Origin of the sequence: Romboutsia sp. Marseille-P6047 (assembly GCF_900604535.1) — a bacterium.
In the GTDB taxonomy this organism is placed as follows: Bacteria; Bacillota; Clostridia; order Peptostreptococcales; family Peptostreptococcaceae; genus Romboutsia_E.
Genome location: NZ_UWOT01000007.1, coordinates 77,882 through 104,774 on the forward strand (window position 1 = coordinate 77,882; position 26,893 = coordinate 104,774).

The following is a 26,893-nucleotide window of genomic DNA, read 5'->3' on the forward strand; positions in this document are numbered from 1 at the left end:
TACCTTTGTAAAATAAAAAAAGCTTAAAGATTGTGATAAATCTTCAAGCTTTTTTATTTTATTTTTGTAACTTTCTTGCTTCCATTTTTAGTTTATCTAAATATGAAACTGCATTTAATGCAGCTATTTGTCCTTGACCTGCAGATTTTATATATGAATATGGCTTACCAGCACAGTCTCCACATGCAAAGCATCCTTTTATATTTGTATTCATATTTATATCTATAACTACGTGTGGTCCATCCGTTTCTAAACCTGGTACTAAAGATTTTACTGATGCACTATCTTTTATAACAAATACACCATCTACATCAATATCTTTTTCTTTAAATGAAACTTTATTTACAAGAGTTTCACCTTGAATCTGTATAGGTCTATCATTTATAACTTCTATAGAACTATCTAATTCATGATTTCCTCTCATTAATGATTCATTTTTATACATTGGTATAAAGTAAGTTTTCGATGCTATTTCACTTAAGAAGTTTGCTTCTTCTTCAGATTCTTTATTATAACCTATTATAGCTACTTTTTTATCTTTATATAAAGGAGCATCACATGTTGCACAGTACCCAACACCTCTACCTAAGAATTCTTCTTCACCTTTTATAGGTTTTCCATATTCTACACCAGTTGCTAAAATAACTGTAGTAGCTTCATACATAGAATCTCCAGACATTAATGCAAAATAGTCTCCCATAGAATAAATATTATTTATTCTTTTTTCACATATGTCTATATCTAATTGCTTTATATGGTCTGCAAACTTATTTTTTAAATCTTCTCCACTAATCTCATAAAATCCTAAATAGTTATCAATTGAAGGAGCTTTTACAAGTTTATTACTTAAATTTTCACTTCCAAATAAAATTATATTTTTATTTCTTATTTTTGCATTTATAGCCGCTGATAATCCTGCTGGACCTGAACCGACTATAGCTATATCATATCTCATAATATCACCTATATTTTATAAGTAAGACTCTACCTTAGATTTTATTTGCTCTTTAGGAACGAATCCTATCATTTTATCTACTACTTTACCATCTTTAAATATTATCATAGTTGGAACTGTTGATACACTAAATTGTTGTGCTATTTCTAAACTTTGATCAACATCTAATTTATAAAAATTAGCCTTTCCATCCATTTCTTCTCCAAGTGCTTCAAATACTGGAGCTAACATTTTACAAGGTCCACACCAAGTTGCGAAAAAGTCAACTACAACTACTCCTTGTTTCTCTTCAACTTCACTTCTAAATTCTGATGTTTTTATTATTTTAGCCATTTAAATTTCCTCCTAGCCCTTCTCTATAATTATATTATGATATATTTTGATTTTAGTTATCATAATTTTAGATTTAATTTTTATAGTACAATTATACCCATAATTTGCTTGATAAATCAAATTTTTATTGTAAATTTACCTATTTTTAGGTATTTTTATTTCAAAAATAGTATATTCACCTTGTTTAGAATCAACATTTATATCATACTTTAAATTTATACTTATCATTTTAGCTATTGAAAGACCAATTCCTGATCCATCTATATCTTTACTTCTTACAATTTCGCTTCTAAAGAATCTATCAAAAACGTAAGGTAATTCATCTTGTTTTATACCAATTCCAGTATCCTTTATGAAAATACTTATATAGCTTTCTTTTTCATTTACTATAATACTAATACTATCTCCCTCATTTGTATATTTAAATGCATTTTCAATAAAAATAAGAATTAGCTGTCTTAACTTATTTTTATCTGTATGTATTATTTTATTCTTTAATTCGCTCTTTACAGTAAATTCCTTATCTTGCATTTCTGCTATTTCTTCATAATTTATATATATTTTATTAATTATATCTTCCAAGTCAGCTTCTTCCATAGTTACTTTATAAATAGAATCTTCTTTTGTTAAAGATAGTAAATCACTTATCATTTTTTTCATTCTTCTAGTTTCTCTCATAGAGTCTGCGATTGTTTCTACTTCATCACTTACAGTATTATTAGGATTTTTTAACATCCCCTCTAATTTAGATGATATTATTGCAATTGGAGTTCTAAGTTCATGAGATGCATCTTGTATAAATTTAGCTTGAGTACTCCATGCTGTTTCAATAGGAACTAAGGCTTTTCTCGTAAGATATATTGCTATAAAGTATGCTACCATTAAAGATATTAAAATTCCTATAACTAAGGAAAGTACTAATTGTTTTAGCGAACTTATTTCGGAATCTATATTTCTTATTATCTCTATAGTATATTTTCCTACAGTTAAATTTAATACTCTAAATGTATATCCATTATTTGACCATGTAAAAAAAGTATCTTGTTTTTCATCTTCTATTTCTGGATATATATTATCAAAATATCCATTATCAGTATAATACCTTACCTTTCCATTTTCATATACATATACAATATTTCTAGGATCTTCTAAAATAATTGGGTTAAAAAAAGAACTTCTATTAAATTGTATTGTTATAGACTCTAACTCCTCTTTTATTTTAGAATCTATATCACTATATGTACGTTCTTTAAAATAGAAAAATATAAATGTTGAAAAAATCAATAAAAATCCTCCTACAACAAATAGATTTATTTTTATTAACCTTCTTCTAGTATCTTCAAACACATTTTTATTTATCATCGAACATATATCCTACCTTGCGCTTAGTCTTTATATATTTATCATATCCATATTTTCCTAGCTTTTTTCTTAAATTGCTAACATAAACTTCCACAATCTCTATAGTTGCATCAGACTCAACACCCCATATCCTATCATAAATTTGTTCCTTTAATAAAATTGTTCCTTTATTAAGCAAGAAATATTCTAATAATCCAAACTGCTTATTTTGAAGCTCTATTTCATTCTCACCTATAAAAACTCTCCTTTTGCTAAGATCTAAATGTAAGTCTTGAAAATATAAACTATTTTTATCATTTAGTTTACCATTAGTTCTAAGAATTGCATAAATTCTTGCTATTAACTCTTCCATATAAAATGGCTTTGTCAAATAATCATTTGCTCCTATTGAAAAAGCACCTACTTTATCATCTAATGATTCTTTTGCAGTTAAAATTATAACTGGTGTTTCTATATAGTTATCTCTCATCTTTTTTAATATATCTAAACCATTTAAATTTGGTAACATAAGATCAAGTATTACTAAATCGTATATCCCTTGATTTATTAAATAAAGAGCTTCTTCTCCATCAGAACAAATCTCACATTGAAAGTGAGAACTTACTTCCTTTTCAATACTTTCTAAAAGTTTTTTGTTATCTTCTACTACTAATATTTTCATTGAACCCTCCACCTATTACTTCTTAAATTACATTATATACCTTTATATAAAATATTTTAATATATAATTATTTAAAATTAAATAAAGGTCAGTTTTAAAATAATTTATTTTAAAACTGACCTTTTTATTTTAGTTTTATTCAAAGTGATTATTGGAGTAATCTTGTAATATGCCTACAAAATCTTCAATACTTATATCATCTTTTGATTTGTCTGACATTTTTTCATAATACCAACTAGCAAATTCCTGATTAGCTAATAAAGAATTAAGTTTTTCATAATCTAAATTTTTAAAATCATGATTATTATCATTCATAAAGTTATACCCCCTTGTTAAGATATAATTTATTATTTATCTTAATCATAATTTTTATACATTTAGTATTTGCTAATCTGAGCTTCCTTAGATTCTAAATCTATATCTATATTGGATTTTGTATCTACATCATCATAAATATATCCAATTAATTTTATTTCTTCTGTGTATTTATATGATTTTATAGTAATTTCAGCTTCTTCTAATGGTTTAAGTGCAGAATAAGAAGATTCATGATTTATTTTTATATATTCTCCTTTTTTATTAATTTCTACTATCTTTAAGGTTATATTACCCAAATTTTTAGAAGAATTATTTTTCATTTTAACTACATATGTATCTCCATCATTAGACTCTTCGATTTTTTCAATATCTGAAAATGATAAAACTTCATATTCACCACTCTCAACTACTTCATTTGACTTTTCACTTACCTTTACACTTCCATCCTTAAAATTTACAACTACATCATTATCATTTGTTGTATACGCATATGAAGTTATATTTATACCTTCACTTGCTTCTTTAACTTTAAATGTAGCTTTAAATACATCACCCGGTAGTAAGGTCATATCAAGAAACATCTTTGATTCAGATATTATTTTACCATCATTATCTAATTCATTATATATTATCCAAATATCAGATATATTAAAATCTGATACGTTTTTTATCTTATCTATAATCATTCCATTATTTTCTTTATTATGTATTTGACTAATATTTATTTCATCTATTGATAATGCTTTAGCTTTACTTTTTTCAATTAATGTTCCGTTTAAAGTAACCTTATTATCATTTTCAATATTATTTTTATTGCATGATACTAATCCAATTATACTTACTACTAATATAAATATTATTAGTATTGATTTATTGAGTATTTTAATCATATTTTAATGCACCTCATATTTAGTATCTATTTCTCTGTTATTAAACTTATAATAAATTTTTATATTCTTTCATAAAATCCTTTAATGCTTGAGTTATTATTTGCTGTTTAGTAAATGATGAATTACTACATAGCCTTTCAAAGTCTTCCCATGTATTTTTTTCAACTTTTATACTTGCAGTTTTTAATTCTTTTAACTCTAGTTCTTCAATTAATATATCCTTTTTCTTAGTTGTTTTTTTAGGTTTCATCGATTTATAATCTTTTACTTCTAAATACCAATCATATACCTCACATATTTTGTCCAAATCTTCCTGAGTTATATTAATTTTTCTATCTTTTTTAGGCTTTGAATTTCCTTTAGTAAGTTTATTTTTACTAGATTTACCTTTATCATTTACATTTTTATTTATTTGCTCAAATGATATTTGAGTTTCTTTTTTCGAATTTATTTTAGGTTTTGATATTTTAATATCTTTCTCTAAATTAGAATTGTAAGAAACATATTTTCCATTTTCAGACTTATATCCCATCTTGTTTAAGAATTTTCTTAAAGTAGTTGTACTAATTCCAATATCTTTAGCTATATTTTCAAAGCCTATATTTTTATCCTGAAGTTTTAAAAACTTGTCCAATCTTTCGTTACCTTTCATTTGTTCCTCCGTATGTCAACTTCACATTTATGTATTTGTAAATGTTTTCCTAATTATTTTGTAAAATTTTATTTCAATATACATCCAACATAATAATGTTAATGTATTATATCTATTCAATACTTACGTTAATGTATTATATCTATTCAATACTTACATATATAATAAATATAATACATTAATATTATTACTATAGCAAATTTATTTTAAAAATAAAAATAAGCGGTATATATAACCGCTTATTTTTATTAATCTCCAACTCCAAAATCTGTATTATTATAAAGAATGTCGATTTTAGGATTATCATCTAGGTATTTATATTTTTCTACAAACCATTTTACAATCTCCTCATCTCTTCTTATACTGGTACTATTATTCACAAATACATTTATAGTTGCATGTTCAAAATTATTTAATATTATTTCCATATCTTTATCTATCATTTCTTTTGTTTGACCTACTATACCAACTAACATACATGGTGAATCAAAATGATTTTTTAACTCTTCTACTGTTTTAAACCTTGCATTTTTATTTAAAATTATATTTCTAAAATCATAATCAAAAGTTTCTACACCTATTTTAAAAATTATAGGCACTCCAAAAAAATCTCTCATTTCATTTAATTTATTTCTATAGCACCAATGGCTTTCTAAAAAAAGCTTTTCTATTTTTTTTTCATTTATTATTTCCTTTATTCTACTTAAAGTTTGTTTTGGAAGTTCAAAGCAACTTCCTGAATTTATAACTTCTAATACTTTATACTTTCCAGTTATATTACTTAAAACTTCAAAGTTAACTTTATTTATTTCATCTTCTATTGTAGAATTATCTTCTATATAATCACAAAAAGCACATTTCCCCCATATACAAGGAAATCCCTTTAATAAAACTATTTCTCTTTTATTTTTATTTTCTATAACACTATATCTATCCATAAAATATCTCCTTATTTGCTTATGCTAAAAGATGTTTTTAAGCTTTTAGGCATTACATTCATAGCCAAATTAACTAAAATTACACCTAATAACTTATCTATATAATCAGTTACTATTTGAGTTAAAAATATATTGCTAAATAAATTTCCTACACTTAATACCTCTAAAACTTGAACAATATATGCTGAACCAGATGATGTAACTCCTCCAAATACTACAGCTGCTACCATTGCACTTATTATTGAAGTTGGAAGAACAAATATAAATGTTCCAATAGGAGTTTTCTTTCCTTCTAGCATTCCTTTTTTAAACATAATCCCTGCAAGTAATCCTGTACTAATTTGTACTGGTGCAAAATAAAGAGAATATATATCAAAAGTCATTCCACTAACTATACTACCAAGAAACCCTGATATAACAGCATACTTAGGACCTAGAATTGCAGCAATTAAAATAGTACCAATTGAGTCTAAATATATTGGAAGTTTAAGACTTAAAGCTATAAATGCACCAACTACATTTATAGAAATACCTAAACCTACAAGTGCAATATTTTTAATAGATGTATTTTTCATATTTATATAACTCCTTTTACTGAATCTATAATATTTTCATATCCTTTAAATAACCTTTTTAAAAACATATACATAAATTTCTTTTCATCAACTTCGGTTAAAATAAAGGCATTTTTTTCTTTCTTATAAAAATCAAAAGAATCTACTATAGATTGCCCCATAGCTATTCCATCTTCTACAATTTCCACAAAAGACTCAAAACCATTACATATGCTTCTATCTATAAAATATGCAACTGCCAATGGGTCATTTATCACACATCCAATTATACCTTCTTGCTCCCAATGAAAATCTACATAGAATCTAGTAATTTCAGTTATATATTTTGCTAGTCTACTATCAAGCCTATTTATAAACTCTATAATGTTTGGTGTAAGTACGATTTTTCTAGTTACGTCTAATCCTATCATATGAATTTGTTTAGGTAAGTTTTTATAAACATAATCTGCTGAATGAGGATCTACCCAATAATTAAACTCTGCTACAGGAGAACAATTACCATGAATTTTAAAAGCTCCTCCCATAGATACAAACTCATCTAAATTATCAAATGCTTTTTTATCTTTCATAATAGCCTTTGCTATATTAGTCAATGGTCCTAAAGCTATTATAGATACATCTTCATTTTCTCTTAATGTTTTTATTATAAAATCTACGCCATTTTTATTTATAGGTATATCTTTTATTCTCTCATAAAAGTTTTCTCCGATTCCATCCTCTCCATGAGTATCTTGAGCTGTTACTAGCTCTCTTTTTAGAGGCTTTTCTTCTCCTATATATACTGGTATATTTAATGAAGAGCACATCTGAAGTGCTTTTAGAGCATTTTCAGCTCCTGTTGAGGCTACTACATTACCGCTACATGTAGTTATTCCTAGTATTTCTAGCTCTGGTGAGTTTACAGCTAGAAGAATTGCCAGCGAATCGTCTATTCCTGGGTCACAGTCAATTATTACCTTTCTTTTTTGCATTGCAAATTCCTCCTAAAAAATAATTTAAAGGAGAACCATATAACTTTTACAACAAAAGTTATATCTAAGGATACAACTTATATACTGCCAATATATAAATACCTTAGTTTTTTATACTTGGAGGTTCTCGAACAAGTCCCAGTAAAAATTAGTTATATCTAATATCTACTAGTATTATATATTCATAAACATTATATCATACAATATAAACTTTACAAATATTTTGTTAACTAACTTTTAAAATAAGTATTTTCGACATTTTTTGATTTTTTTTAACTTTTTTTATAAAATCTATTTACTTTTATAAAAAGATACATTATAATCGTTATTAATCTAACAATTCAATTTTTATTAAGTGATTGAATTGAAGGAAAACAGTATCATTAGGACTTATAAAATATATAAATCAGGAGGTAATAAGTATGATACAAATATTAACAGGTACTGCTTTATTATTAGTAGTATTAGCTTTATTCACATTATTTAGTTACAAAGCACCACAAGGTATGAAAGCAATGGGTGGCCTTGCAAACGCTGCTTGTGCAAGTTTCTTAGTTGAAGCATTCCATTTCTCATTCTTTGGTGAAGTTTTAGGAATCAAATTCTTAGAAAATGTTGGGGCTGCAAACGGTTCTTTAGGTGGTGTTGCTGCTGCTACATTAGTACCATTAGCATTAGGAGTTTCTCCAGTTTATGCTGTAATGGTTGGTTTAGCTTGTATGAACTTTAAAATATTACCAGGTTTCATAGCTGGTTACTTAATTTCTTTCGTAATCAAATTCTTAGAAAAGAAAATACCAGCTGGACTTGATTTAATAGTTATAATAGTTGTTGCTACTCCATTAGCTTACTTAATAGGAGATGTAACAAGCCCAGTAGTTAACGGTGTATTATCAACAGTAGGATCTGTTTTAACTGAAGCATCTTCTGCTTCTCCAATATTAATGGGTATAATACTTGGTGGACTTATAACAGTTGTTGCTACTGCTCCACTTAGCTCAATGGCATTAACTGCTATGATAGGTTTAACTGGTGCTCCAATGGCAATAGGTGCATTATCAGTATTCGGTTCTTCTTTCATGAACTTTGTATTCTTCTCAAAAATGAAGTTTGGTTCTAAGAAAGATAATATAGCTGTTGCTATAGAGCCATTAACTCAAGCTGACTTAATATCAGCTAACCCAATACCAGTATATGTTACTAACTTCATAGGTGGTGCTATGTCTGGTGTTATAATCGCTTTAATGGGACTAACAAACAACTCTCCAGGAACTGCTACTCCAATAGCTGGTCTTGCTGTAATGTTTGCTTACAACCCAGCAACAAAAGTTATAATAACAGCTGTAGGATGTGCTTTAGTAAGTATATTAGCTGGATTCATAGGATACGCTATATTCAAAAATTACAAAATAACAACAGCTGACGTAGTTAGAGGAGAATCTAACGAAGCTGCTTAATAAAAAAAGTCGTTATCAATATTGGTAACGACTTTTTAATATTTTATTTTAGTTTCGATTATATCTAAAACCGAATGAGATATTAGGTATTTATAAGTATTAAACATATCATTTCCGTTATTATCATTATCAGTATTCAACCATAATTCTAACGAAGAAACTAATCCTATGGTATAATACCTTGCTACACTTTCCTTAGTCATAATATTAGTTAATTCTGTTTCTTTTATTCCATATTTATCTAAAATTTTATTAAACATATTGTATATACTATTAGATAATATTTCTTTAAATGAATTTTGACCTGTAACTTCAAAAGATCTGCTTATGAACTCCTTATTTTTATCTAAGTGAATAAATATCATTTTTAATGCTTCTAATTCCATATCCTTATCTATAAGTTCATATACATTTTTCATTATATATTCTTCAAAGCAATATTCTAATATTTCATACTTGTCTTTGAAGTAATTATAAAAAGTAGGTCTAATAACTCCAGCTCCGTCTGTAATCATTTTAATAGTTATTTTTTTAAAGGAACTATTCAGCATAAGTTCTTTAAAACTATCTGCTAGTAATTTTTTTGTCATCTCCTTTTTTCTTTCCATGAATCATCCTACTTTCATTTATATTTATAAGATAAATATATTACATTTTCATTTATAAATCTATATATATTTACTTAAATTACTAATAATTTATTACATGTGAAAAAAGCGTTGATATTAAAATATCAACGCTTTTTAATGGTGCGGATGAAGGGAGTCGAACCCCCACGCCAAAGGCGCCAGATCCTAAGTCTGGTGCGTCTGCCAATTCCGCCACATCCGCAAGATTTATTATACTATAAATGTAGCAGAATTTATAACTTAACGCAACATAATTTAATTGTTTTTTGCTTTTTTTATTAATGTTGCAACTCCTACTCCCATCATGAGTATTCCCAATAGCATTTCCGTATTAGCAAGCATATATGTACGAGGTATAGGTTCTGAATTTATACATCCAACACCTGCAAACATACCTACACTTAAATTAAATGCTTCATTTATAACACTTAATATTTCTTTTAAATTTGTACTAGAAAGATATCCAATTGAAAGCCTTATAGTTTCATCTCCAACTTTAACTCCTATAAATAAATATAATATTGTATATATAATCATAATACTAATAGATGTAACTACTGGAAATAGTGCTCTTTGACCATAACCACATGATATCCAATATATATATGACCCTATTTTAGGAGTTATTTTTTTTAATGATTTCCTTTCAAAAACCTTACCTAAATAGTAGTATTCTGAAGAATTATCTGGTAAGTTATTTTCCTTAAATTTATCTGATAAAGTTTCATAAGTCATATAAATCCCTTCATATTCCTGTTTCGTTTTTTCCCTTGGAATTATTTTATCAAAACAAGTCTTTTCATCAAATTTTGTTTTATCTTCATCTGTAAAGTCTAAATCTATAATATAACAACTTAAAGTTTTAAACCCAGATAAATTACAATCTTTAAAATTAATTTTATCTAGCTCACAATTTTTTATTATACATTTTTTCATATAAGTAAGTTGAAATGATGTATTTATTATTTCACATTCTTCAAACAAAGCTAGAGATAAATCACAATTCATAAATTTAGAGTATATACTACATTTATAAAAACTACAACCTAAGTTATCCTTATTATTAAGAGATGGTAATTTTTCAGTTCCTTCTTTAATAAAAGAACAATTTTCAAATATAACTCCACCTTTATAGAAATTACAATTTTCAAATACACAGCCTATAAAGTTACAATCTTTGTATTTTATATTTTTAAAATTACAATCTATAAATTTCGTACAAAGTATATCTTTACTTTCTATAATCCTAAAATCTGCCTCATCTAAAATACCATCTTTTCCAAATTCAATACCTTCAAAATTTTTAAAACTATACTCTTTGCAAGGAGTATAATCCATTACATTCTCCTTGTTCTTTAGTATATATTTCATTATATTTTCATTATTTTTTTCTATTTATTATTTGATTATTGATAGAATGTCGTTCTTCTTTAAAGTTTATATATGCCATACGTAACTCCTTATAACGTTAAAAAACATAAGTTTAAGGGATTAGTTAAAGTAATAAAAACTAATTGTAATTTATTATATAAATAATCCCCTTTAAATTATATTCTATCTATTTTATATATTTTATATTCTACTTACTCTACTTTCTTTCCTAAAACTTGAATACCAATAAACAATGCTATTATTGATAACGGTAATACAATATATATAGACATTCCTAAACCTACTGGTATATACCCAAATATAATAGTTATTACAGCTGTAAATAAGGCATATGGCAATTGAGTTTTTACATGGTTAATATGATTACATCCAGCTCCCATTGATGATAATATTGTTGTATCTGATATTGGTGAACAATGATCTCCAAATATCGCTCCTGTTAATACTGCACTTGTACTTACTATTATAAATGACATTTCTAGATTCATAGAATATGCTAATGGAATTGCTAATGGCATAAGTATTCCCATTGTTCCATATGATGTACCTGTTGCAAATGATATTATAGCTCCAAGTAAAAATATTATAGTTGGTAACAAAAATGGAGGAATTGCATCGGATAATAAGGTAATTAAATATTTTGCAGTACCTAATTCTTTAATTACAGAACTTAATGACCATGCACATACTAATATAACACAAGTTATTAATAAACGTTTAAGACCTTCCATCCATATATCTATAGCTTCTGAAAAAGTAAATATCTTCTTAGTTGTTGCCATAATAATAGCAACTATACCTGCAAGTAATGATGATTGAAAAAGTGCTATTGAAGCATCTGATGCACTAAAGGTTTCCCTTATCGCTACAAATGATATTGGTGATTCTTTGAGTAAATTAATTAATGCTTGACTATCTCCTCCTATAATATTTTTATATCCACTAAAATAAAAAGAAAGTAACGCTACAACTATAAGTACTCCTATTGGTAATATTGCTGTTGACATGCTAGGTTTTAATCCTTTTTGATCTAAATGTTTTATACCTTCATTTGAATCGGATATATCTATACCATGTCCAGAACTTATTATACCTTCTTTTCTTGCTTTAACTTCAGCCTTTCTCATAGACCCAAAATCTTTAAGTAAAAGTACACTTATTACTATAAAAAAAAGGATTAGTATATTATAAAATCTATAGGGTATAGTTTGAACAAATACGCCAAATGCATCAGCATTTACTCCTATTGTACTAAATGCATCCTTAATAAGACCAAGTTCCATACCTATCCATGTTGAAATAACTGCTATACCTGCCACTGGAGCAGCTGTTGCATCAACTATAAACGCTAATTTTTCTCTAGATATTTTCATTTTGTCAGTTATAGGTCTCATCATTGTTCCAACTATCATTGCATTTGCATAATCATCAAAAAATATGATAAGACCTGATAACCAAGTAATAATTTGAGAACTTCTTCTATTTTTAGCTCTTTTAGATAAACTTTCTGCTATTGCTTTAGCTCCTCCCATTTTAGTTACTAAATTAATTAATCCTCCTATAGCTAAAACTTGGAGTATTATTCCTGCATTCCAAGTATCTGCTAAAGAAGTAACCATTCTATTTATAACATCAATAAAAGCATCAACTATTCCATAAAATATATTATTTCCAGGAATAGTTAGTAACAAACTTCCAGAAATAATACCTATAAATAAAGATGCTATTACATTTCTTGTTAAAAATGCTAATATTATGGCCACTATCGGAGGAATAAGAGTTAATACCTTGTATTTTTGAGCATTGAAATAACCTACGTCTACCTCTGCGGCTAAACAAATACTTGGCATCATAAGTAAAACAAAAAAAGCTATGATAACAATCCACTTATTCCTATTTTTCATAAAACACCTCCTTGTACATATTAAAAGTACAATATTGTTAATGTATTAATATTATTCCATTATATTCAAAAAACTAAGGAAAGAACCTGTCCTTTATCAATTTATTTTTGCACATAAAAAATTCCACAATTATGTAGCTATTATTTAATACTACACAATTGTGGAATTTTTATTTTATATCATATTATACACATTCTTCAACTATATCAACTTTTCTTCCGAATATTTGTACACCTATAAATACCGCTACTATTGCAAGTGGTAGTACTATGTATACTGGTATACCAAGTCCAGCTGGTATATATCCAAATACTACTGTTATTAATGCCGTAAATAAGGCGTAAGGCATCTGTGTTCTTACATGATCTATATGATTACATCCTGCTCCCATTGACGATAGTATTGTAGTATCTGATATAGGTGAACAATGATCTCCAAATATAGCACCTGTTAATACCGCACTTGTACTAACTACTATAAATGACATATCTGGATTTATAGAATTAGCTAGTGGAACTGCTAATGGCATAAGTATTCCCATTGTTCCATATGCTGTACCCGTTGAAAATGATATTATAGCTCCTAATACAAATATTAAACTAGGTAATAAGAATGGTGGGAATGAACCTGATAGTAATTTAATTAAATATTTAGCTGTTCCTAATTCCTTTATTACTGAACTTAATGACCAAGCACATATTAATATAACACCTGTTATAACTAATGTTTTCATACCATCTACCCAAACTTCTATAGCTTCTGAAACTGTAAATATTTTTTGAGATACCGCCATTACTATAGCTACTATACTTGCAAGTAATGCAGACTGGAATAACGCAACCGATGCATCTGATGCACTAAATGCTTCTCTAATTGATACAAATGATAATGGTGAATCACTAAGCAATTGTATTAAACTAGCATCTTCTCCACTCATTATAGAACTATATCCACTATAGTAAAATGCTATTAATGCGGCTACTATCAATGTTCCTATTGGTATTATTGCATTCCATATACTTAATTTAACACCTTCTTTTGGTTCTAAATCTGAATGATCGTTTACAGAATCTATTGCAATCTCAGAATCTAAACTTTTGCCTTGTCTAGCTCTTATCTCTGCCTTTCTCATAGGACCAAAATCTTTTAATAATAAAGTTGTTATCACTATAAACGCTAGTATTAGTATATTGTAAAATCTATATGGTATTGTATTTAAAAACACACCAAAAGCGTCTGCTTTTATACCTATTCCATTAAATGCATCTCCTATTAATCCAACTTCAAGACCTATCCAAGTTGATACTATAGCCAATCCTGCTATTGGTGCTGCTGTTGCATCTATTATAAATGCTAATCTTTCTCTTGAGATTTTCATTTTATCTGCTACTGGTCTCATCATAGGTCCTATGATAAGTGAATTTGCATAATCATCAAAGAATACTAAAAGCCCTGCAAACCAAGTTATCAATTGTGTACTTTTTGCAGTTTTGGCTCTTCTTGAAAGGCCCTCAGCTATTGCTTTAGCTCCTCCCATTTTGGCAACTAAATTAATCACTCCCCCTATTGCTAAAACTTGAAGTATTATACCTGCATTCCACGGATCTGCTAAAGACCCAACTGCTCTGTTTACAACATCTAAAAAAGCATTAACTAATGCAAAGTGTACACTTGAACCACTTATATTTAAAATAAAACTTCCTGACAAAATTCCAATAAATAATGATACAACAACATTTTTAGTTATAAATGCTAAAACTATTGCAACTAATGGAGGTATTAGTGTCCATATCCCAAATTTATTTGCATTTATCTGCCCTATATCAGTTTCTGCAAATCCTAAAGTTGATGACATCATAATTATAGTTAATACTATAATAACTATTTTTAAACTTTTTCTTTTCATAATATTTTCCCCCTTAAAATTATTAAGTGAATATATGAGGGTTTGTAATACATTTTTCTATACAACTATAAAAAGCCTTGAGTTTACACTCAAGGCTAAAAATTCTATTAACATGCAATAATACATAGAAATATAATAATTCCTTAAATGTAGCTCACCACAAAATAATTTTGTGACAGTGGTATATATCTTATATATACCCCCAGCTATATAACCTTAAAGCATCAGTTATATGCTTCGGCAATATTTCCTTTTGTAATAAATCACAGTGCTTAACTCATTATTACTACTGATAAATATTGCGCCTCTACCCTTTTTCTATTCACTTGTTTTATATCTTAAATTATATGGTAATTTTCATAATAACGCAATACTTTTCTGAAAATTTTTTATTTTATTTTTATTGATACAATTATTTTACAAGTATTTCTATTTAATTAAGAAGGATTATGTATTTTTATGTATAATTATTATTTTTATACATAAATTTTGTATAAATTCATTTAAATAAAATAAAGGAATGTAATTTTTTTTTATAGAATATAAATTGTCATGAGTTTAATGTATATAATAAATATTTTTAGGAGGAATATATATGTTACTTATATATAACGATAATACAAATCCCTATTTCAACTTAGCTATGGAAGAATACCTATTAAAAAATACTAATGAAGATTTATTTATTTTATGGCGAAACAAACCTTCTATAATCGTTGGAAAAAATCAAAATACATTATCTGAGATAAATATAGATTATGTTAAGGATAACTCAATCCCTGTTGTAAGAAGACTTTCTGGAGGTGGGGCTGTTTTTCACGATTTAGGCAACATAAACTTTACCTTTATCTCCTGCAATAAAAACTCTTTTAGTGACTTTAAAAAGTTTACACAACCAATAATAGATTTACTAAAAACATTAGGATTAAATGCAGAGTTTTCTGGAAGAAATGATTTATTAATTGATGGTAAGAAATTCTCTGGTAATGCTCAGTATAACTACAAAAATAAAGTAATGCATCATGGTACACTTTTATTCTCATCACAAATTTCAGACTTATCTGATGCTTTAAAAGTAAAAAGTATTAAGTTTGAAGGAAAAGGAATAAAGTCAGTTAAATCTCGTGTAACCAATATAAGTAGTCACTTAAATGAAGATATAGATATTCTTGAATTTAAAAATTTGCTTATGAATTATATATATTCTATTAGTTCTAACAATACGTTCTATAACTTAACTAAAGATGATATTGAAAAAATAGAAAATTTAGTAGAAGAAAAATACAGTACTTGGGAATGGAATTTTGGTAATTCGCCTAAATATTCTCTTTTAAATGAGTTAAAATATCCTGGTGGTAATATAGAATTTAACTTAGAAGTTGAAAAAGGATTTATAACAAGGATAAAGTTTTTTGGTGATTTTTTCGGAAAGGATGATATATCAACTTTAGAAGTTCTTTTATGTGGTGTTCGACATGAAGAGCAAAGCTTAAGAGATATTTTTTCTCATATAAATATCGATAACTATTTTTTAGGTGCAGATTCAGATATATTAATTGCTGGTATATTAGGTGCTAAACAAGAAGTTAAAGCTTATTAAATTTAATAAATTTTTATTTAGACTGATATATTATCAGTCTAAATTTATACTTTTTATTCTTTATATTCACTTAATCACATTTATCAATAACTATATTTTTATAATGCATATTCTATTTAAACTTAATTTTTTAAACATAATTATCAATAAAGCAATACTTTTTTAATAGTTTTACGAAAAATACTTTTTTCATTTACTTTTTCCTAAAAATATATATAATTATATAGTAACGCAAACAGTTAATATGTACTTTTAGGAGGAATTAATTTTGAAGTATTCTTATAAAGAATTAAAAATGATCTATGATAAAATAAGCCCTTTTGAGTTTAAAGATAAATTAATGGATTTAGCTAAAAATAATGCTATTAAAAATAATGTAAATGTACTAGATGCTGGTCGTGGTAATCCTAACTGGACTGCCGCTACTCCTCGTGAAGCATTTTTTACATTTGGACAATTTGCAGTTAACGAAACACGCTTAACTTGGGACTTAGGTGATTTAGCTGGAATGCCTAAAAAAGAAGGCATTTCTAAACGTTTTTATGATTATATGACCCAAAATAAAAACATGCCTGGAGTATCTTTATTAAAAAAAATAATAGATTATGGTATAAATAAGCTTAATTTTAATGGTGATGAATTTGTATATGAACTAGCAGATGCAATAATAGGAGATAATTATCCATTTCCTGATAGAATGCTACCTCATATAGAAAAAATAGTTCATGATTATCTTGTACAAGAAATGAGGTATGATACTGAAAATGGTGGTAAGCTAAATATATTTGCTGTAGAAGGTGCAACAGCTGCCATGTGCTATATATTTGATTCATTAATGGCTAATGAACTTTTAAGAAAAGGTGATTCAATCGCTATTATGACACCTATATTTACACCTTATCTTGAAATACCTCATCTACCTAGATATAAGTTTAATGTAGTTTATATAAATGCTGATGAAGTCGATGAAAATGGGATACATACTTGGCAGTATTCTAAAAAAGAATTAGAAAAGCTAAATGATAATTCTATAAAAGCTTTATTCCTTGTAAATCCAAATAATCCAGCATCAATAGCTATGAATGAAAATACTTTTAATAATATAATAAATGTTGTTAAAAATTATAATAAAGATTTAATGATAATCTCAGATGATGTATATGGTACTTTTGTGCCTGAATTCACATCTTTAATGGCTATGCTTCCATACAATACACTCGGAGTTTATTCTTATTCTAAATACTTCGGTGTTACTGGTTGGAGATTAGGTACAATGGCTTTACATGAAAACAATGTTTTTGATAAAAAAATAAGTGAACTAAATGAAGAGTTAAAAAGATCTGTAAATAATAGATATAAAGATATGAATGTAAACCCAGATTCTATATCTTTTATGGATAGAATTGTTGCTGATAGTAGACTAGTTGCTTTGAATCATACAGCAGGACTTTCTACACCTCAACAAGTACAAATGGCATTTTTCTCTGCATTTGCATTAATAGATACTGATAACGATTATAAATCACTTAATATTGATATATGTAATAGTCGTAAAAAACTATTATTTAAAGGTTTAGGATTAGAATTAAATGAAAATAAAAATGATGCAGCTTACTACTATCAGTTTGATATAGAAAATTGGGCAAGAATTTATCATGGAGATGAATTAGTTGATTTCTTAAAATCTAATTATGATTTACTTGATGTTTTATATAAACTAGCTGATAAATATTCAATTATCTTATTAAGTGGTGATGGATTTAATGGACCTAGTTGGTCAATAAGAGTATCTTTAGCAAACTTAGAAAGTTCAGCTTATTATAAAATAGGACAATCTATAAAAGAAATTTTAGATTCATATGTAGAACAATGGAAAGAAACTAGCAAAGTAGCTATCGCTCAAAACTAATAAAAAATGTGGATGACTTTTGTATCCACATTTTTTATTTTAACTCAGTATATATACTTTTAAGTATTATTTTTAGGTTTTCCATCCACCAATCAATATTATATAATACAAATTTATCATTTATATCATTCATGCTTATTAAAGTAGCTAAAAACATTCTACAAGTACATATAATTCCTACTTTTAGTAGTGTATCCCAAGTCTTTTGTGTGAATTTATATCCTTGATAACTTTCTATCCTTTCTTTATAGTAATATATAAGATCAATTTTATCTGATTTATAATCAACTGAGCTTATCAAATACCAAAATAAATCTAATGTACAAGGACCACATCCACTATTAGCCCAATCTATAAACCTGATTTCATTATTACTCATATATAGAGCATTATCTGGTCTATAGTCTCCATGTAAAAATGTTTTAGGATAGTATGAAAATTTATTATCTATATGGTTTAATTCACAGTACTCTATATATAGATTCTCACCTAAAAGTTCTCTTATTTTTCTCCACCCATATGAATTTTTTTCTCTAAATTCTTCGCTGATCTTTTCTTCAGTTAAAAAATCATAGTACTCTTCCACGCTAAGTAATGACTTATATTTTATAATATCATATTCGTTAAATTTTGAATGAAATTTAGCTAAATTATCTAAGTATGTATAATAATCTTCGCTATTTTTATCGGCTCCAATATATTCAGACATATCATTCATTAATATTGCATAATAACTATCATTTTTATAATACGCAATATATACATCTTTTATAAATTCTTCAATTTTAATAAAAATACTCTCCTCAAATATTGTAAGCTCTCTACCCTTATCATTACTTACTTTTGCTAGCCAATCCTCTTTTAAATTATTTACTTTTAGATATAATACTTTTTCTTTTTCTTTAGATGTTATTATTAATTTATACATCTTAGATCCAGATAATCCACTCGTGTTTATAGCATATATCTCCATATTATCAATATTATCTATAGTTTTACTTAATACATTTTTACTTAGAAGATCCTTTAATGAGTTTGCTTTATATACCCCCATACTACTTCTCCTTATGTAAGTTTATACACTTTTCTTTATTAAAATTTTTAAATATTAATTAAGAAAGGCTTATAAATAGATTTAATTAAATCTATTTATAAGCCCTAATTTTACTAATTAATAAAAGCATTCATCTCTATCTAAGCTTCTCTATCAAGCTTCTATGAGGTGAAGATACTACAGAAGTACTTATTATAGATCCTGATTCTCCTAATTCATTTAAACAAGACTTAACTGCTGATTTAACAGCTGATACCTCACCTGTTAATATCAAGAAACCTTTTCCTCCAAGACCTTTAGCAATTCTTACTTCTATCAATTTTACATTTGATGCTTTTACAGCAATATCACCAGCTTTTATAGCAGTTAATGCCGATATTGTTTCTATTGCACCAATAGATTTTATACTTTCTATATCTGTAAACCCAGTTAATGCTACTAATACATCTTCATGTATATTGTTTATTACATGATATTCAACTAAAAATATACCAGCAACCTTTTTTCCTGTTTCTACAGAACTTTTTACTGCTCCTACATCTCCAGTAATCAATATCATATATTTTCCTGGACATATAGGATTAGCCATAATTAATTCCACATTAGCAGCTTTTAGCATTTCATCTGCTGTTTCAATACCAATAGGAATACTTTTTATTTCAACAAGACCTATTGCTTTCTTCAATGGTATCCCCCCTCTTCTTTGTTTCTAATTATTTAAATGCCATAAATATTATAAAAGATAATATACATATAGTACATGCAGGTGGGTCAACGTGACTATCAACATTACTATTTACATTTTTAACAAAGAAATCTCCTAGTAAAGATGCAACTATAGCAGTTATTATTCCTATCACTAGACTTCCAGACCATACATAAGCGTAACCTGATGTTATACTTATATGATGTGTTGTAGGTGAAGTAAATCCAGTCTGAGCAAAAATTAATGTTATTGCACTTATTGCAAATACAAACGCTGGATATGATCCTTGTAATACTTCCATAGATATTCCAACCTCTTCATGAAGTATTGCTCCTGTATAGCATACAGCTAAACCAACTACTAATCCTATCATTATGTTATAGACTAATTCTTTTCCTTTAGCAAAGTGTTGTCTAGGTTCACTACCTTCATATTTACCAGTTAAGCCTGATTTACCTATTGCAAATCTAGATATCAAACCACAAGTTGCAACAGTCATTGCTACTGTATCAGTAGGAAGTGAAAGTACACTTGAATATAAAAAATTTATTAATAATCCTAATATCCCAAATAGTCCACCTACTGCTAAAACTGACCAGTCTCCTGTTCCATTTAAAGAATAAAGTATATCAGATCCATTAGTTATTCCTTGAGGTGAAGCAACTGCTACATCTCCTCCACCTAAATTTCCTCCAGCTAAAGTATTATTTTTTCTAGCTGCATAAGCTGCTGCTGCAACACCTCCAGCAAAAGCTACATGTGGGCCAAAGAATGGACCAAAAGCTACATTACCTGTTATTACATCCACACCAGTTCCTAAAGCTATAGCAGTTCCTACAATTGCCACAACACCAGTCATAATAAATGCAGGTAATCCACCTACAGCTGCTCCAAAAGCGCCTCCACCAAATGCCGCAAGTATTGATAAAATACTCATATTACATCCCTCCACTAATTATAATTATATTATTTCTAATATCGCTTATAACTCCATCAACGCTTGAGTGAATATTACTTCCTAATTTATCTTCTTCGACATATGCTATTAAATCCCCTTTATGAACCTTGTCGCCAATTTGTACTTTCGGAACAGCTGGTGCTCCAATATGTTGACTTAAAGGAATTGATACTGATGTTACATTTATTTCTTCTTTTGTTAAAGGTGCTTCAACATTATATGAATTTAATCCTAACTTATAAATTAATTTATTCACCGGATATTTTTTATATGACCTAAATGGATGAACTTTTTCTGGTTGGTTTTTACAAGTATTTTTTATACCATTAAAAGATAGCATTTTTTTTATGGAATTATGTAATTTCCAAGGTTGTAAATCCATAACACATGCATACTCGCATAACCTACATTCACAACATAAGAATGCATTTATAGGAGTAATTTTATCATCACATACACTATTATAACTAGATAGCCTCATCATTTTGTCCGGATATATTCTATGTCCAAGTAAATTTCTTGGACATACTTCACTACAATGACTACAGTGCATACATGCAGACTTAGCTTCTTTTAACATTGTATTTACATCTTTAGTAAGTGATTTAATCAATGAATGGTCTTTTGGGAGCACTATAAGACCTTTAGTTGTTTTTGTTATAGGACTTTTTACATCTGTTATTTTTCCCATCATAGGACCACCATTAATTACTACAAAATCGGTTAAATCGGTTCCTCCTGCTAACTCAATTGCTTCACCTATACTTAAACCAATTGGTAATCTAAGTGTTTTAGGATATCTCACCTCACCTGTTACAGTTACATATTTTTCAGTTACAGGCAAGTTATTATAGTATGCGTCATATATATTTGCTATAGTTTCTACATTAGAAACTATAGCTCCAACATTTAGAGGTATTCCACCTTCGGGAATAATTCTTTTTGTTACTTCATACACTATAATTTGTTCATCACCAGCAGGATAAAAATTTTGTAATTTATGAATTTTTATTCCTTCATATTCTCCTATTATACCTTCTAATGAATTAATCGCTTTTTTATATTTTTCTTTCAAAGCTATAACTCCATACTTTGCTCTCACTTGCTCTTTTACAAGTTTTAGTCCTTCTAAAATTTTTCTACACTCTACATCCATTAGCTGTTGATCAACTCTTAAAAGAGGTTCACATTCTGCTCCATTTACAATTACATACTCTGCTTTAGCATTTAATTTTACGTGAGTTGGAAATCCAGCTCCACCTGCACCAACTATCCCTGCATCTTTTACTAGACTGCACAAATCTTTATCCAATTAACCCACCTCTTTATCTAACATTAAATCCTTCTACAAGTACGCATCTTCTTTTTCTTGTAAATGTTTTAGCTGATGTTAATCCTTCTCCTGTTGGTCCAGCTATTGTAAATGTTGTATGTCCTTCTCCACCTACACCTATACCTGCATATGATGGCCCATTTTTAACAAATATAGTTGTTTGAATAAGTTTTGCCATTTTAGTTAATTTATCAACATTTTTAGAATGCATTATAGCTGTGTGTCTATTTCCATGCTCTACTTCTACTGCAAGATCTATAGCTTCATCTACATCATTAACCCTTACAATTGGTAATATTGGCATCATTAACTCTTCTTGAACAAATGGATGATTTCTATCAGTTTCCATTATTATGGCTTTAACATTATAATCAACTTTTATTCCTAACTTATTAAGTATATATTTTGCACTTTTACCAACAAATTCTGTTTTTATCTTTAACTTATCATTTAAAACTAGTTTTACAAGCTTATCTATAACTTCTTTATCTTTTATTTGATAAGCACCATTTTTATTCATATTAAATATTAAATAATCCGCAATAGAGTCTACTGCTATAACTTCTTTTTCAGCTATACATGGTAAGTTATTATCAAAACTACAACCATCTATTATATCTTTGGCAGCTTTCTCTATATCGGCAGTTTCATCTACAACTGCAGGTGGGTTTCCGGCCCCTGCTCCTATAGCTTTTTTCCCAGAAGATAAAACTAATTTTACAATTCCAGGTCCACCCGTAGCTACTAGTAATTTAACTTTATTGTTACTTATCATTTTATTAGTATTTTCTATAGAAGGCTCCTTAACTGATACTACTAAATTTTCTGGTGCACCAGCTTTTCTAAGCGCTTTATTTATCATTTGAATAGTAAGTTTAGATACATTTTTTGCTCTTGGATGAGGACTAAATACTACTGAGTTTCCTGCAGCAAGCATTCCTATACTATTGCAAAGAAGTGTTTCTGTTGGATTTGTAGTTGGAGCAATTGCCCCTATTACACCAAAAGGTGATAGTTCTACTAAAGTAAGCCCATCATCTCCTGATATAGCTTCACTTTTTAAGTCTTCTATTCCTGGTGTTTTTTCTATAACTAATCTATTTTTTATAACCTTATATTCATATTCACCCATCCCTGTTTCTTCAACAGACATTCTAGATATAAGGTCAATAACTTCATCTTTTGAAAATTCTTCCTTTATGGCTTTTACAAACTTATCTCTATCAGCCATACTACACTTCATATATTCTCTTTGTGCTATATATGCAGCATCTACTGCATCGTCCATATTTTCAAATATACCATCTATACACTCAGAGCATTCTTCTGTTTTCTTTATATCCATACCTTCTATTACTTTTTTTACAACTGTTTCTATGTCTAAACTACTTATATCCATTTAATTACCCCCTGTCTCTATAATGAATTCATTAATGAGTTTATTGCATATTGAGCTATTTCCATGTCTTCTTCTACAGTACCTCCACTTACCCCGATAGCACCCACTATCTTGCCATTAACCTCTATAGGAAAACCACCTCCAAAGATTACAATTCTATTGTCATTACTACTTTGAATTCCATAAAGGCTTCCACTTTCTTTGGCTAAATCAGTTAAATCTGATGTTGGCATCTTTAAAGAAAGAGCTGTATACGCTTTATTTTGTGATATATCTAAACTTGCTAATAATGAATTTTCCATTCTATGAACAAGTATTATATTCCCACCTTCATCTACTGCTGAAAAAACCATAGGTACATTTATTTCTATAGCCTTCTTTTCAGCAAATTCTGCCATTTTCTTTATATTAGCAAGATTAAAGTCTTTAGAAAATTTAGATTTTAACTTTTTTACAACCTTATTTTTAATAACTTCAACTTCAGAATTATATTCCTCAACTCTAGCAAGGGCATAAATAGCATCAGATAATCTATTTACATACTTAAGTAAAGCATCCCTTACTGGCTCTTCATCCTTTAAAGATATTATTTTTCTTTCTGCTCTTCTAATAATAGTCCTAGCTACATGAAGGGAAGCTGATGCAGGATTTTTTCCTGGGACAACAAATGACGTTTGTTTTCCTACAACTTTAGTACATTCATCAACAATATCCTCTAAAAAAGATACATCTTTTTCACTTATTTTTCCTTGTAGCATATCTAACCCATTTTCATCACTTGCTAATTCTGCTCCAACACTAAATAATCTTTTTTGTATAGAGTTAACATATAACTTTATATTTTCATCCTTCAGTTGAGAATAAGCCAAACCTAACATAGAATTAGCTTCATCTATAGTTCCATAACAATCAACTTTTGCACTACTTTTTTTTACCCTTTTACCACCGTATAAACTAGTTTCTCCTTTATCGCCTGTTTTGGTATATAAGTTAGCCAATGACTTTCACTCCTTAACCATTTACTTCTACTGTATCTACAATAGCTACTACAGCTGAATCTATTGGTGCCTTTTCTCTTTCAAGTATATATCTAGCTGAACTTCCTTTAGAAACTAAAACTATTTCACCAACACCTGCTCCAACTGAATCTACTACAACTTCACTAGTATTAGTTACATCTAAGTGTTCATCTAACTTTTTTATTACTAAAAGTTTAAATCCTATTAGTGCTTCATTTTTAGTTGTTGATACAACAGTTCCAACTACTTTACCTAAATACATATTATATTGCTCCTTATTCTCTAAGTAATTTTATATTCAGTTTTTCTGCTTCATCCCTTGCTAAATCTGTTATCAATGTATTTTGGTTTATAAAAATTGTATTAAATTTTTTATTATCCCAAATATCTTTTCTACTTAATACTTTTTTATCTAACTTTGCAAAACATAATTTTTCTTTAGATTTAGGTATATATTTGCTAGTTGCATTTGATATATTAGTTTTATTTAATGCATTATTTTTATTTGTTTTATATAAATTAAAGCTTTTTAAAAGCATCTTATTTACATTATTGTATAAATTCTCTGAAGAAGATAATCTTATATTGTAATTTCTTAATGCCTCTAAATTTTCACTTAATTTTTTCTTATAAAGATCACTTAAATTATCTCCGTATATAATTTTTCTTTCTTCATTTTCCGGACAACATCCATTTATAGATGCCACTACAGGTTTTCCTAACATTAGAGCCTTTGATATTATATTAGTAACAAGTGTATCACTAATACAATTAGCTATTTTTGCAGCTGAATTTATAGTTAATGTAGGTACTATTACTATACTATTTCTCTGCAACAATTCTTTAATATCATACTTATTATCATTTATTATCTTTTCTACATCTATGGATTTTTTTATATCCTCTTCACTAAGCACTTCTGTTGCTGACTTTGACATAACTACATCAAATTCCCAACCTTCCATTTTTAACTTACTTATAGACTCTATCGCTTCATTGTAACCTATAGTTGCACCTGTAAATAAAAGTATTCCTCTTTTACTCTTGTCAATAATTTTTTCTATTACTTTATCTACAATTATATCAATTATTGACTCAATTATTATGCTTTCCATCTGATTTTTTTGATTCAATTTATTATCACCTTCTATAAATTACAATTCATAGCTATTCCTAAAGGTGTTACTAAAAGAGGCTCTATAGGTTTTATAGTATCAACCTTAGTTTCCTTTTTAAATATTTTTTCAAAATCATCAAAACAACAAGCTCCACCTACAACATATATAGTATCAACATCATATCCTTGTATAAATTTATTTACTATAGATGCCATTTTTTCGATTACAGGCTTAACTATTGTAAATACATCTCTTTCATTTGATTTATCTTTTTTTATTTCTTCTGCTTCTTCAAATGATTTTTTCATAAATCCCGCTAATACTAAAGTCATATGAGTCCCACCAGTTGCTTCATCTGCAGTAAATACAACCTTACCATCTTTTATAATACTAATTCCTGTTGTTCCTCCACCTACATCAACTACAGCCCCATCCCTTATTCCAAGTACAGTAGATGCCGCAGTTGGCTCATCTATAACGTTTATAACCTCTAAATCTGCTGATTCAACTACATTAGCAATTACCTTTGTATTTCCTTCAGTTATTCCTGGGGGTATTGCTGTAGCAGCTTTTGTAAGTTGAACTCCTAAAATCTCTTCAACTTGATTTTTTAAATTTCTAACTACCCTTGTTGCTCCTATATAATCTACAACTATTCCATCTTTTACAACGCTAGATGGATACATTGCACCAGCTATCGGTCTATTATTAGAATCAACAACTGATAAAACAATATTTGCTGTACCTAAGTCAACACCTACTTTTAATTCCCCTTCATAAGAGTTACATTTTTTATTTACTATAAGATTTGAAAATTCTTCAATTAACTTATTACAATTTGTTAAATCCAATAT

General features: G+C 27.8%; 26 protein-coding genes, 1 tRNA gene and 2 riboswitches. Of the genes, 3 read left to right on the forward strand and 24 right to left on the reverse strand.

Annotation, left to right across the window (positions count from 1 at the left end; all coding sequences use genetic code 11):
- Nucleotides 1-58: 58 nt before the first annotated feature.
- The 10 genes from EIH23_RS08915 to EIH23_RS08960 form a co-directional block, all read right to left on the reverse strand.
- Complete coding sequence (locus EIH23_RS08915; protein WP_122639945.1) at nt 59-955, reverse strand: NAD(P)/FAD-dependent oxidoreductase; 897 nt, start codon at nt 953-955, stop codon at nt 59-61.
- Between the two features lie 15 nt (nt 956-970).
- Nucleotides 971-1,288 (reverse strand): thioredoxin, encoded by a 318-nt coding sequence (gene trxA, locus EIH23_RS08920; RefSeq protein ID WP_122639946.1) that lies wholly within the window; start codon nt 1,286-1,288, stop codon nt 971-973.
- Between the two features lie 135 nt (nt 1,289-1,423).
- Nucleotides 1,424-2,650 (reverse strand): sensor histidine kinase, encoded by a 1,227-nt coding sequence (locus EIH23_RS08925; protein WP_122639947.1) that lies wholly within the window; start codon nt 2,648-2,650, stop codon nt 1,424-1,426.
- On the reverse strand, nt 2,640-3,311 hold the full coding sequence (locus EIH23_RS08930; protein WP_122639948.1) for a response regulator transcription factor: 672 nt from the start codon (nt 3,309-3,311) through the stop codon (nt 2,640-2,642). The genes EIH23_RS08925 and EIH23_RS08930 overlap by 11 nt, the downstream gene beginning before the upstream one ends.
- A 135-nt stretch (nt 3,312-3,446) precedes the next feature.
- Entirely contained in the window at nt 3,447-3,626 is a 180-nt protein-coding gene (locus EIH23_RS08935) for a hypothetical protein (RefSeq protein WP_122639949.1), read from the reverse strand.
- A 62-nt stretch (nt 3,627-3,688) separates the two neighbouring features.
- On the reverse strand, nt 3,689-4,519 hold the full coding sequence (locus EIH23_RS08940; protein WP_122639950.1) for a hypothetical protein: 831 nt from the start codon (nt 4,517-4,519) through the stop codon (nt 3,689-3,691).
- A gap of 46 nt (nt 4,520-4,565) precedes the next feature.
- Complete coding sequence (locus EIH23_RS08945; protein ID WP_122639951.1) at nt 4,566-5,171, reverse strand: DNA-binding protein; 606 nt, start codon at nt 5,169-5,171, stop codon at nt 4,566-4,568.
- 248 nt (nt 5,172-5,419) lie between these two features.
- Nucleotides 5,420-6,109 carry a radical SAM protein gene (locus EIH23_RS08950; protein WP_122639952.1) on the reverse strand — a complete coding sequence of 230 codons (690 nt, stop codon included), beginning with the start codon at nt 6,107-6,109 and terminating at the stop codon, nt 5,420-5,422.
- A gap of 11 nt (nt 6,110-6,120) precedes the next feature.
- A complete protein-coding gene (locus EIH23_RS08955) occupies nt 6,121-6,684 on the reverse strand; it encodes an ECF transporter S component (protein WP_122639953.1) in 564 nt (187 codons plus the stop codon).
- A 2-nt stretch (nt 6,685-6,686) separates the two neighbouring features.
- Nucleotides 6,687-7,655, reverse strand: coding sequence for a nucleoside hydrolase (locus EIH23_RS08960; protein ID WP_122639954.1), 969 nt, complete (start codon nt 7,653-7,655; stop codon nt 6,687-6,689).
- A 97-nt stretch (nt 7,656-7,752) separates the two neighbouring features.
- Nucleotides 7,753-7,797: riboswitch (PreQ1 riboswitch) on the reverse strand.
- Nucleotides 7,798-8,077: 280 nt separating this feature from the next.
- On the opposite strand from EIH23_RS08960, the gene EIH23_RS08965 reads away from it, so the two are divergent.
- Nucleotides 8,078-9,112 (forward strand): PTS sugar transporter subunit IIC, encoded by a 1,035-nt coding sequence (locus tag EIH23_RS08965; protein WP_207734716.1) that lies wholly within the window; start codon nt 8,078-8,080, stop codon nt 9,110-9,112.
- Between the two features lie 35 nt (nt 9,113-9,147).
- Here the strand turns inward: EIH23_RS08965 and EIH23_RS08970 are convergent, their stop codons facing one another.
- The 5 genes from EIH23_RS08970 to EIH23_RS08990 form a co-directional block, all read right to left on the reverse strand.
- The gene (locus EIH23_RS08970) at nt 9,148-9,720 is read right to left on the reverse strand and encodes a TetR/AcrR family transcriptional regulator C-terminal domain-containing protein (RefSeq protein ID WP_122639955.1); all 573 of its coding nucleotides are present in this window, start codon (nt 9,718-9,720) and stop codon (nt 9,148-9,150) included.
- Nucleotides 9,721-9,859: 139 nt separating this feature from the next.
- A tRNA-Leu gene (locus EIH23_RS08975) sits at nt 9,860-9,943 on the reverse strand.
- Between the two features lie 53 nt (nt 9,944-9,996).
- Nucleotides 9,997-11,079, reverse strand: coding sequence for a pentapeptide repeat-containing protein (locus EIH23_RS08980; RefSeq protein WP_164489031.1), 1,083 nt, complete (start codon nt 11,077-11,079; stop codon nt 9,997-9,999).
- Between the two features lie 245 nt (nt 11,080-11,324).
- Nucleotides 11,325-13,037: a Na+/H+ antiporter NhaC family protein gene (locus EIH23_RS08985; protein ID WP_122639957.1), complete on the reverse strand. Its 1,713-nt coding sequence runs from the start codon at nt 13,035-13,037 to the stop codon at nt 11,325-11,327.
- Between the two features lie 184 nt (nt 13,038-13,221).
- Nucleotides 13,222-14,943 (reverse strand): Na+/H+ antiporter NhaC family protein, encoded by a 1,722-nt coding sequence (locus EIH23_RS08990; protein ID WP_122639958.1) that lies wholly within the window; start codon nt 14,941-14,943, stop codon nt 13,222-13,224.
- 142 nt (nt 14,944-15,085) lie between these two features.
- Nucleotides 15,086-15,261: riboswitch (Lysine riboswitch) on the reverse strand.
- 277 nt (nt 15,262-15,538) lie between these two features.
- On the opposite strand from EIH23_RS08990, the gene EIH23_RS08995 reads away from it, so the two are divergent.
- The gene (locus EIH23_RS08995) at nt 15,539-16,543 is read left to right on the forward strand and encodes a lipoate--protein ligase (RefSeq protein ID WP_122639959.1); all 1,005 of its coding nucleotides are present in this window, start codon (nt 15,539-15,541) and stop codon (nt 16,541-16,543) included.
- Between the two features lie 268 nt (nt 16,544-16,811).
- A complete protein-coding gene (gene aspD / locus EIH23_RS09000; RefSeq protein ID WP_330566207.1) occupies nt 16,812-18,452 on the forward strand; it encodes an aspartate 4-decarboxylase in 1,641 nt (546 codons plus the stop codon).
- 34 nt (nt 18,453-18,486) lie between these two features.
- Here the strand turns inward: aspD and EIH23_RS09005 are convergent, their stop codons facing one another.
- The 9 genes from EIH23_RS09005 to eutJ all read right to left on the reverse strand — a co-directional run bounded on the left by EIH23_RS09005 (nt 18,487) and on the right by eutJ (nt 26,890).
- Nucleotides 18,487-19,506, reverse strand: a complete 1,020-nt coding sequence (locus EIH23_RS09005) for a phosphotransferase (RefSeq protein ID WP_122639961.1) — start codon at nt 19,504-19,506, stop codon at nt 18,487-18,489.
- A gap of 136 nt (nt 19,507-19,642) precedes the next feature.
- Nucleotides 19,643-20,191, reverse strand: a complete 549-nt coding sequence (locus EIH23_RS09010) for a BMC domain-containing protein (RefSeq protein WP_122639962.1) — start codon at nt 20,189-20,191, stop codon at nt 19,643-19,645.
- A gap of 28 nt (nt 20,192-20,219) precedes the next feature.
- Nucleotides 20,220-21,149 carry a hypothetical protein gene (locus EIH23_RS09015; protein WP_122639963.1) on the reverse strand — a complete coding sequence of 310 codons (930 nt, stop codon included), beginning with the start codon at nt 21,147-21,149 and terminating at the stop codon, nt 20,220-20,222.
- A gap of 1 nt (nt 21,150) precedes the next feature.
- Nucleotides 21,151-22,482 carry an SLBB domain-containing protein gene (locus EIH23_RS09020; RefSeq protein WP_122639964.1) on the reverse strand — a complete coding sequence of 444 codons (1,332 nt, stop codon included), beginning with the start codon at nt 22,480-22,482 and terminating at the stop codon, nt 21,151-21,153.
- 13 nt (nt 22,483-22,495) lie between these two features.
- Nucleotides 22,496-23,902 (reverse strand): aldehyde dehydrogenase family protein, encoded by a 1,407-nt coding sequence (locus EIH23_RS09025; RefSeq protein WP_122639965.1) that lies wholly within the window; start codon nt 23,900-23,902, stop codon nt 22,496-22,498.
- 17 nt (nt 23,903-23,919) lie between these two features.
- The gene (locus EIH23_RS09030) at nt 23,920-24,900 is read right to left on the reverse strand and encodes a cob(I)yrinic acid a,c-diamide adenosyltransferase (RefSeq protein WP_122639966.1); all 981 of its coding nucleotides are present in this window, start codon (nt 24,898-24,900) and stop codon (nt 23,920-23,922) included.
- A gap of 13 nt (nt 24,901-24,913) precedes the next feature.
- Nucleotides 24,914-25,183 (reverse strand): EutN/CcmL family microcompartment protein, encoded by a 270-nt coding sequence (locus EIH23_RS09035; protein WP_122639967.1) that lies wholly within the window; start codon nt 25,181-25,183, stop codon nt 24,914-24,916.
- A 13-nt stretch (nt 25,184-25,196) separates the two neighbouring features.
- Nucleotides 25,197-26,054, reverse strand: a complete 858-nt coding sequence (locus tag EIH23_RS09040; RefSeq protein WP_122639968.1) for a flavoprotein — start codon at nt 26,052-26,054, stop codon at nt 25,197-25,199.
- A 14-nt stretch (nt 26,055-26,068) separates the two neighbouring features.
- On the reverse strand, nt 26,069-26,890 hold the full coding sequence (gene eutJ, locus EIH23_RS09045; protein ID WP_122639969.1) for an ethanolamine utilization protein EutJ: 822 nt from the start codon (nt 26,888-26,890) through the stop codon (nt 26,069-26,071).
- Between the last annotated feature and the right edge of the window lie 3 nt (nt 26,891-26,893).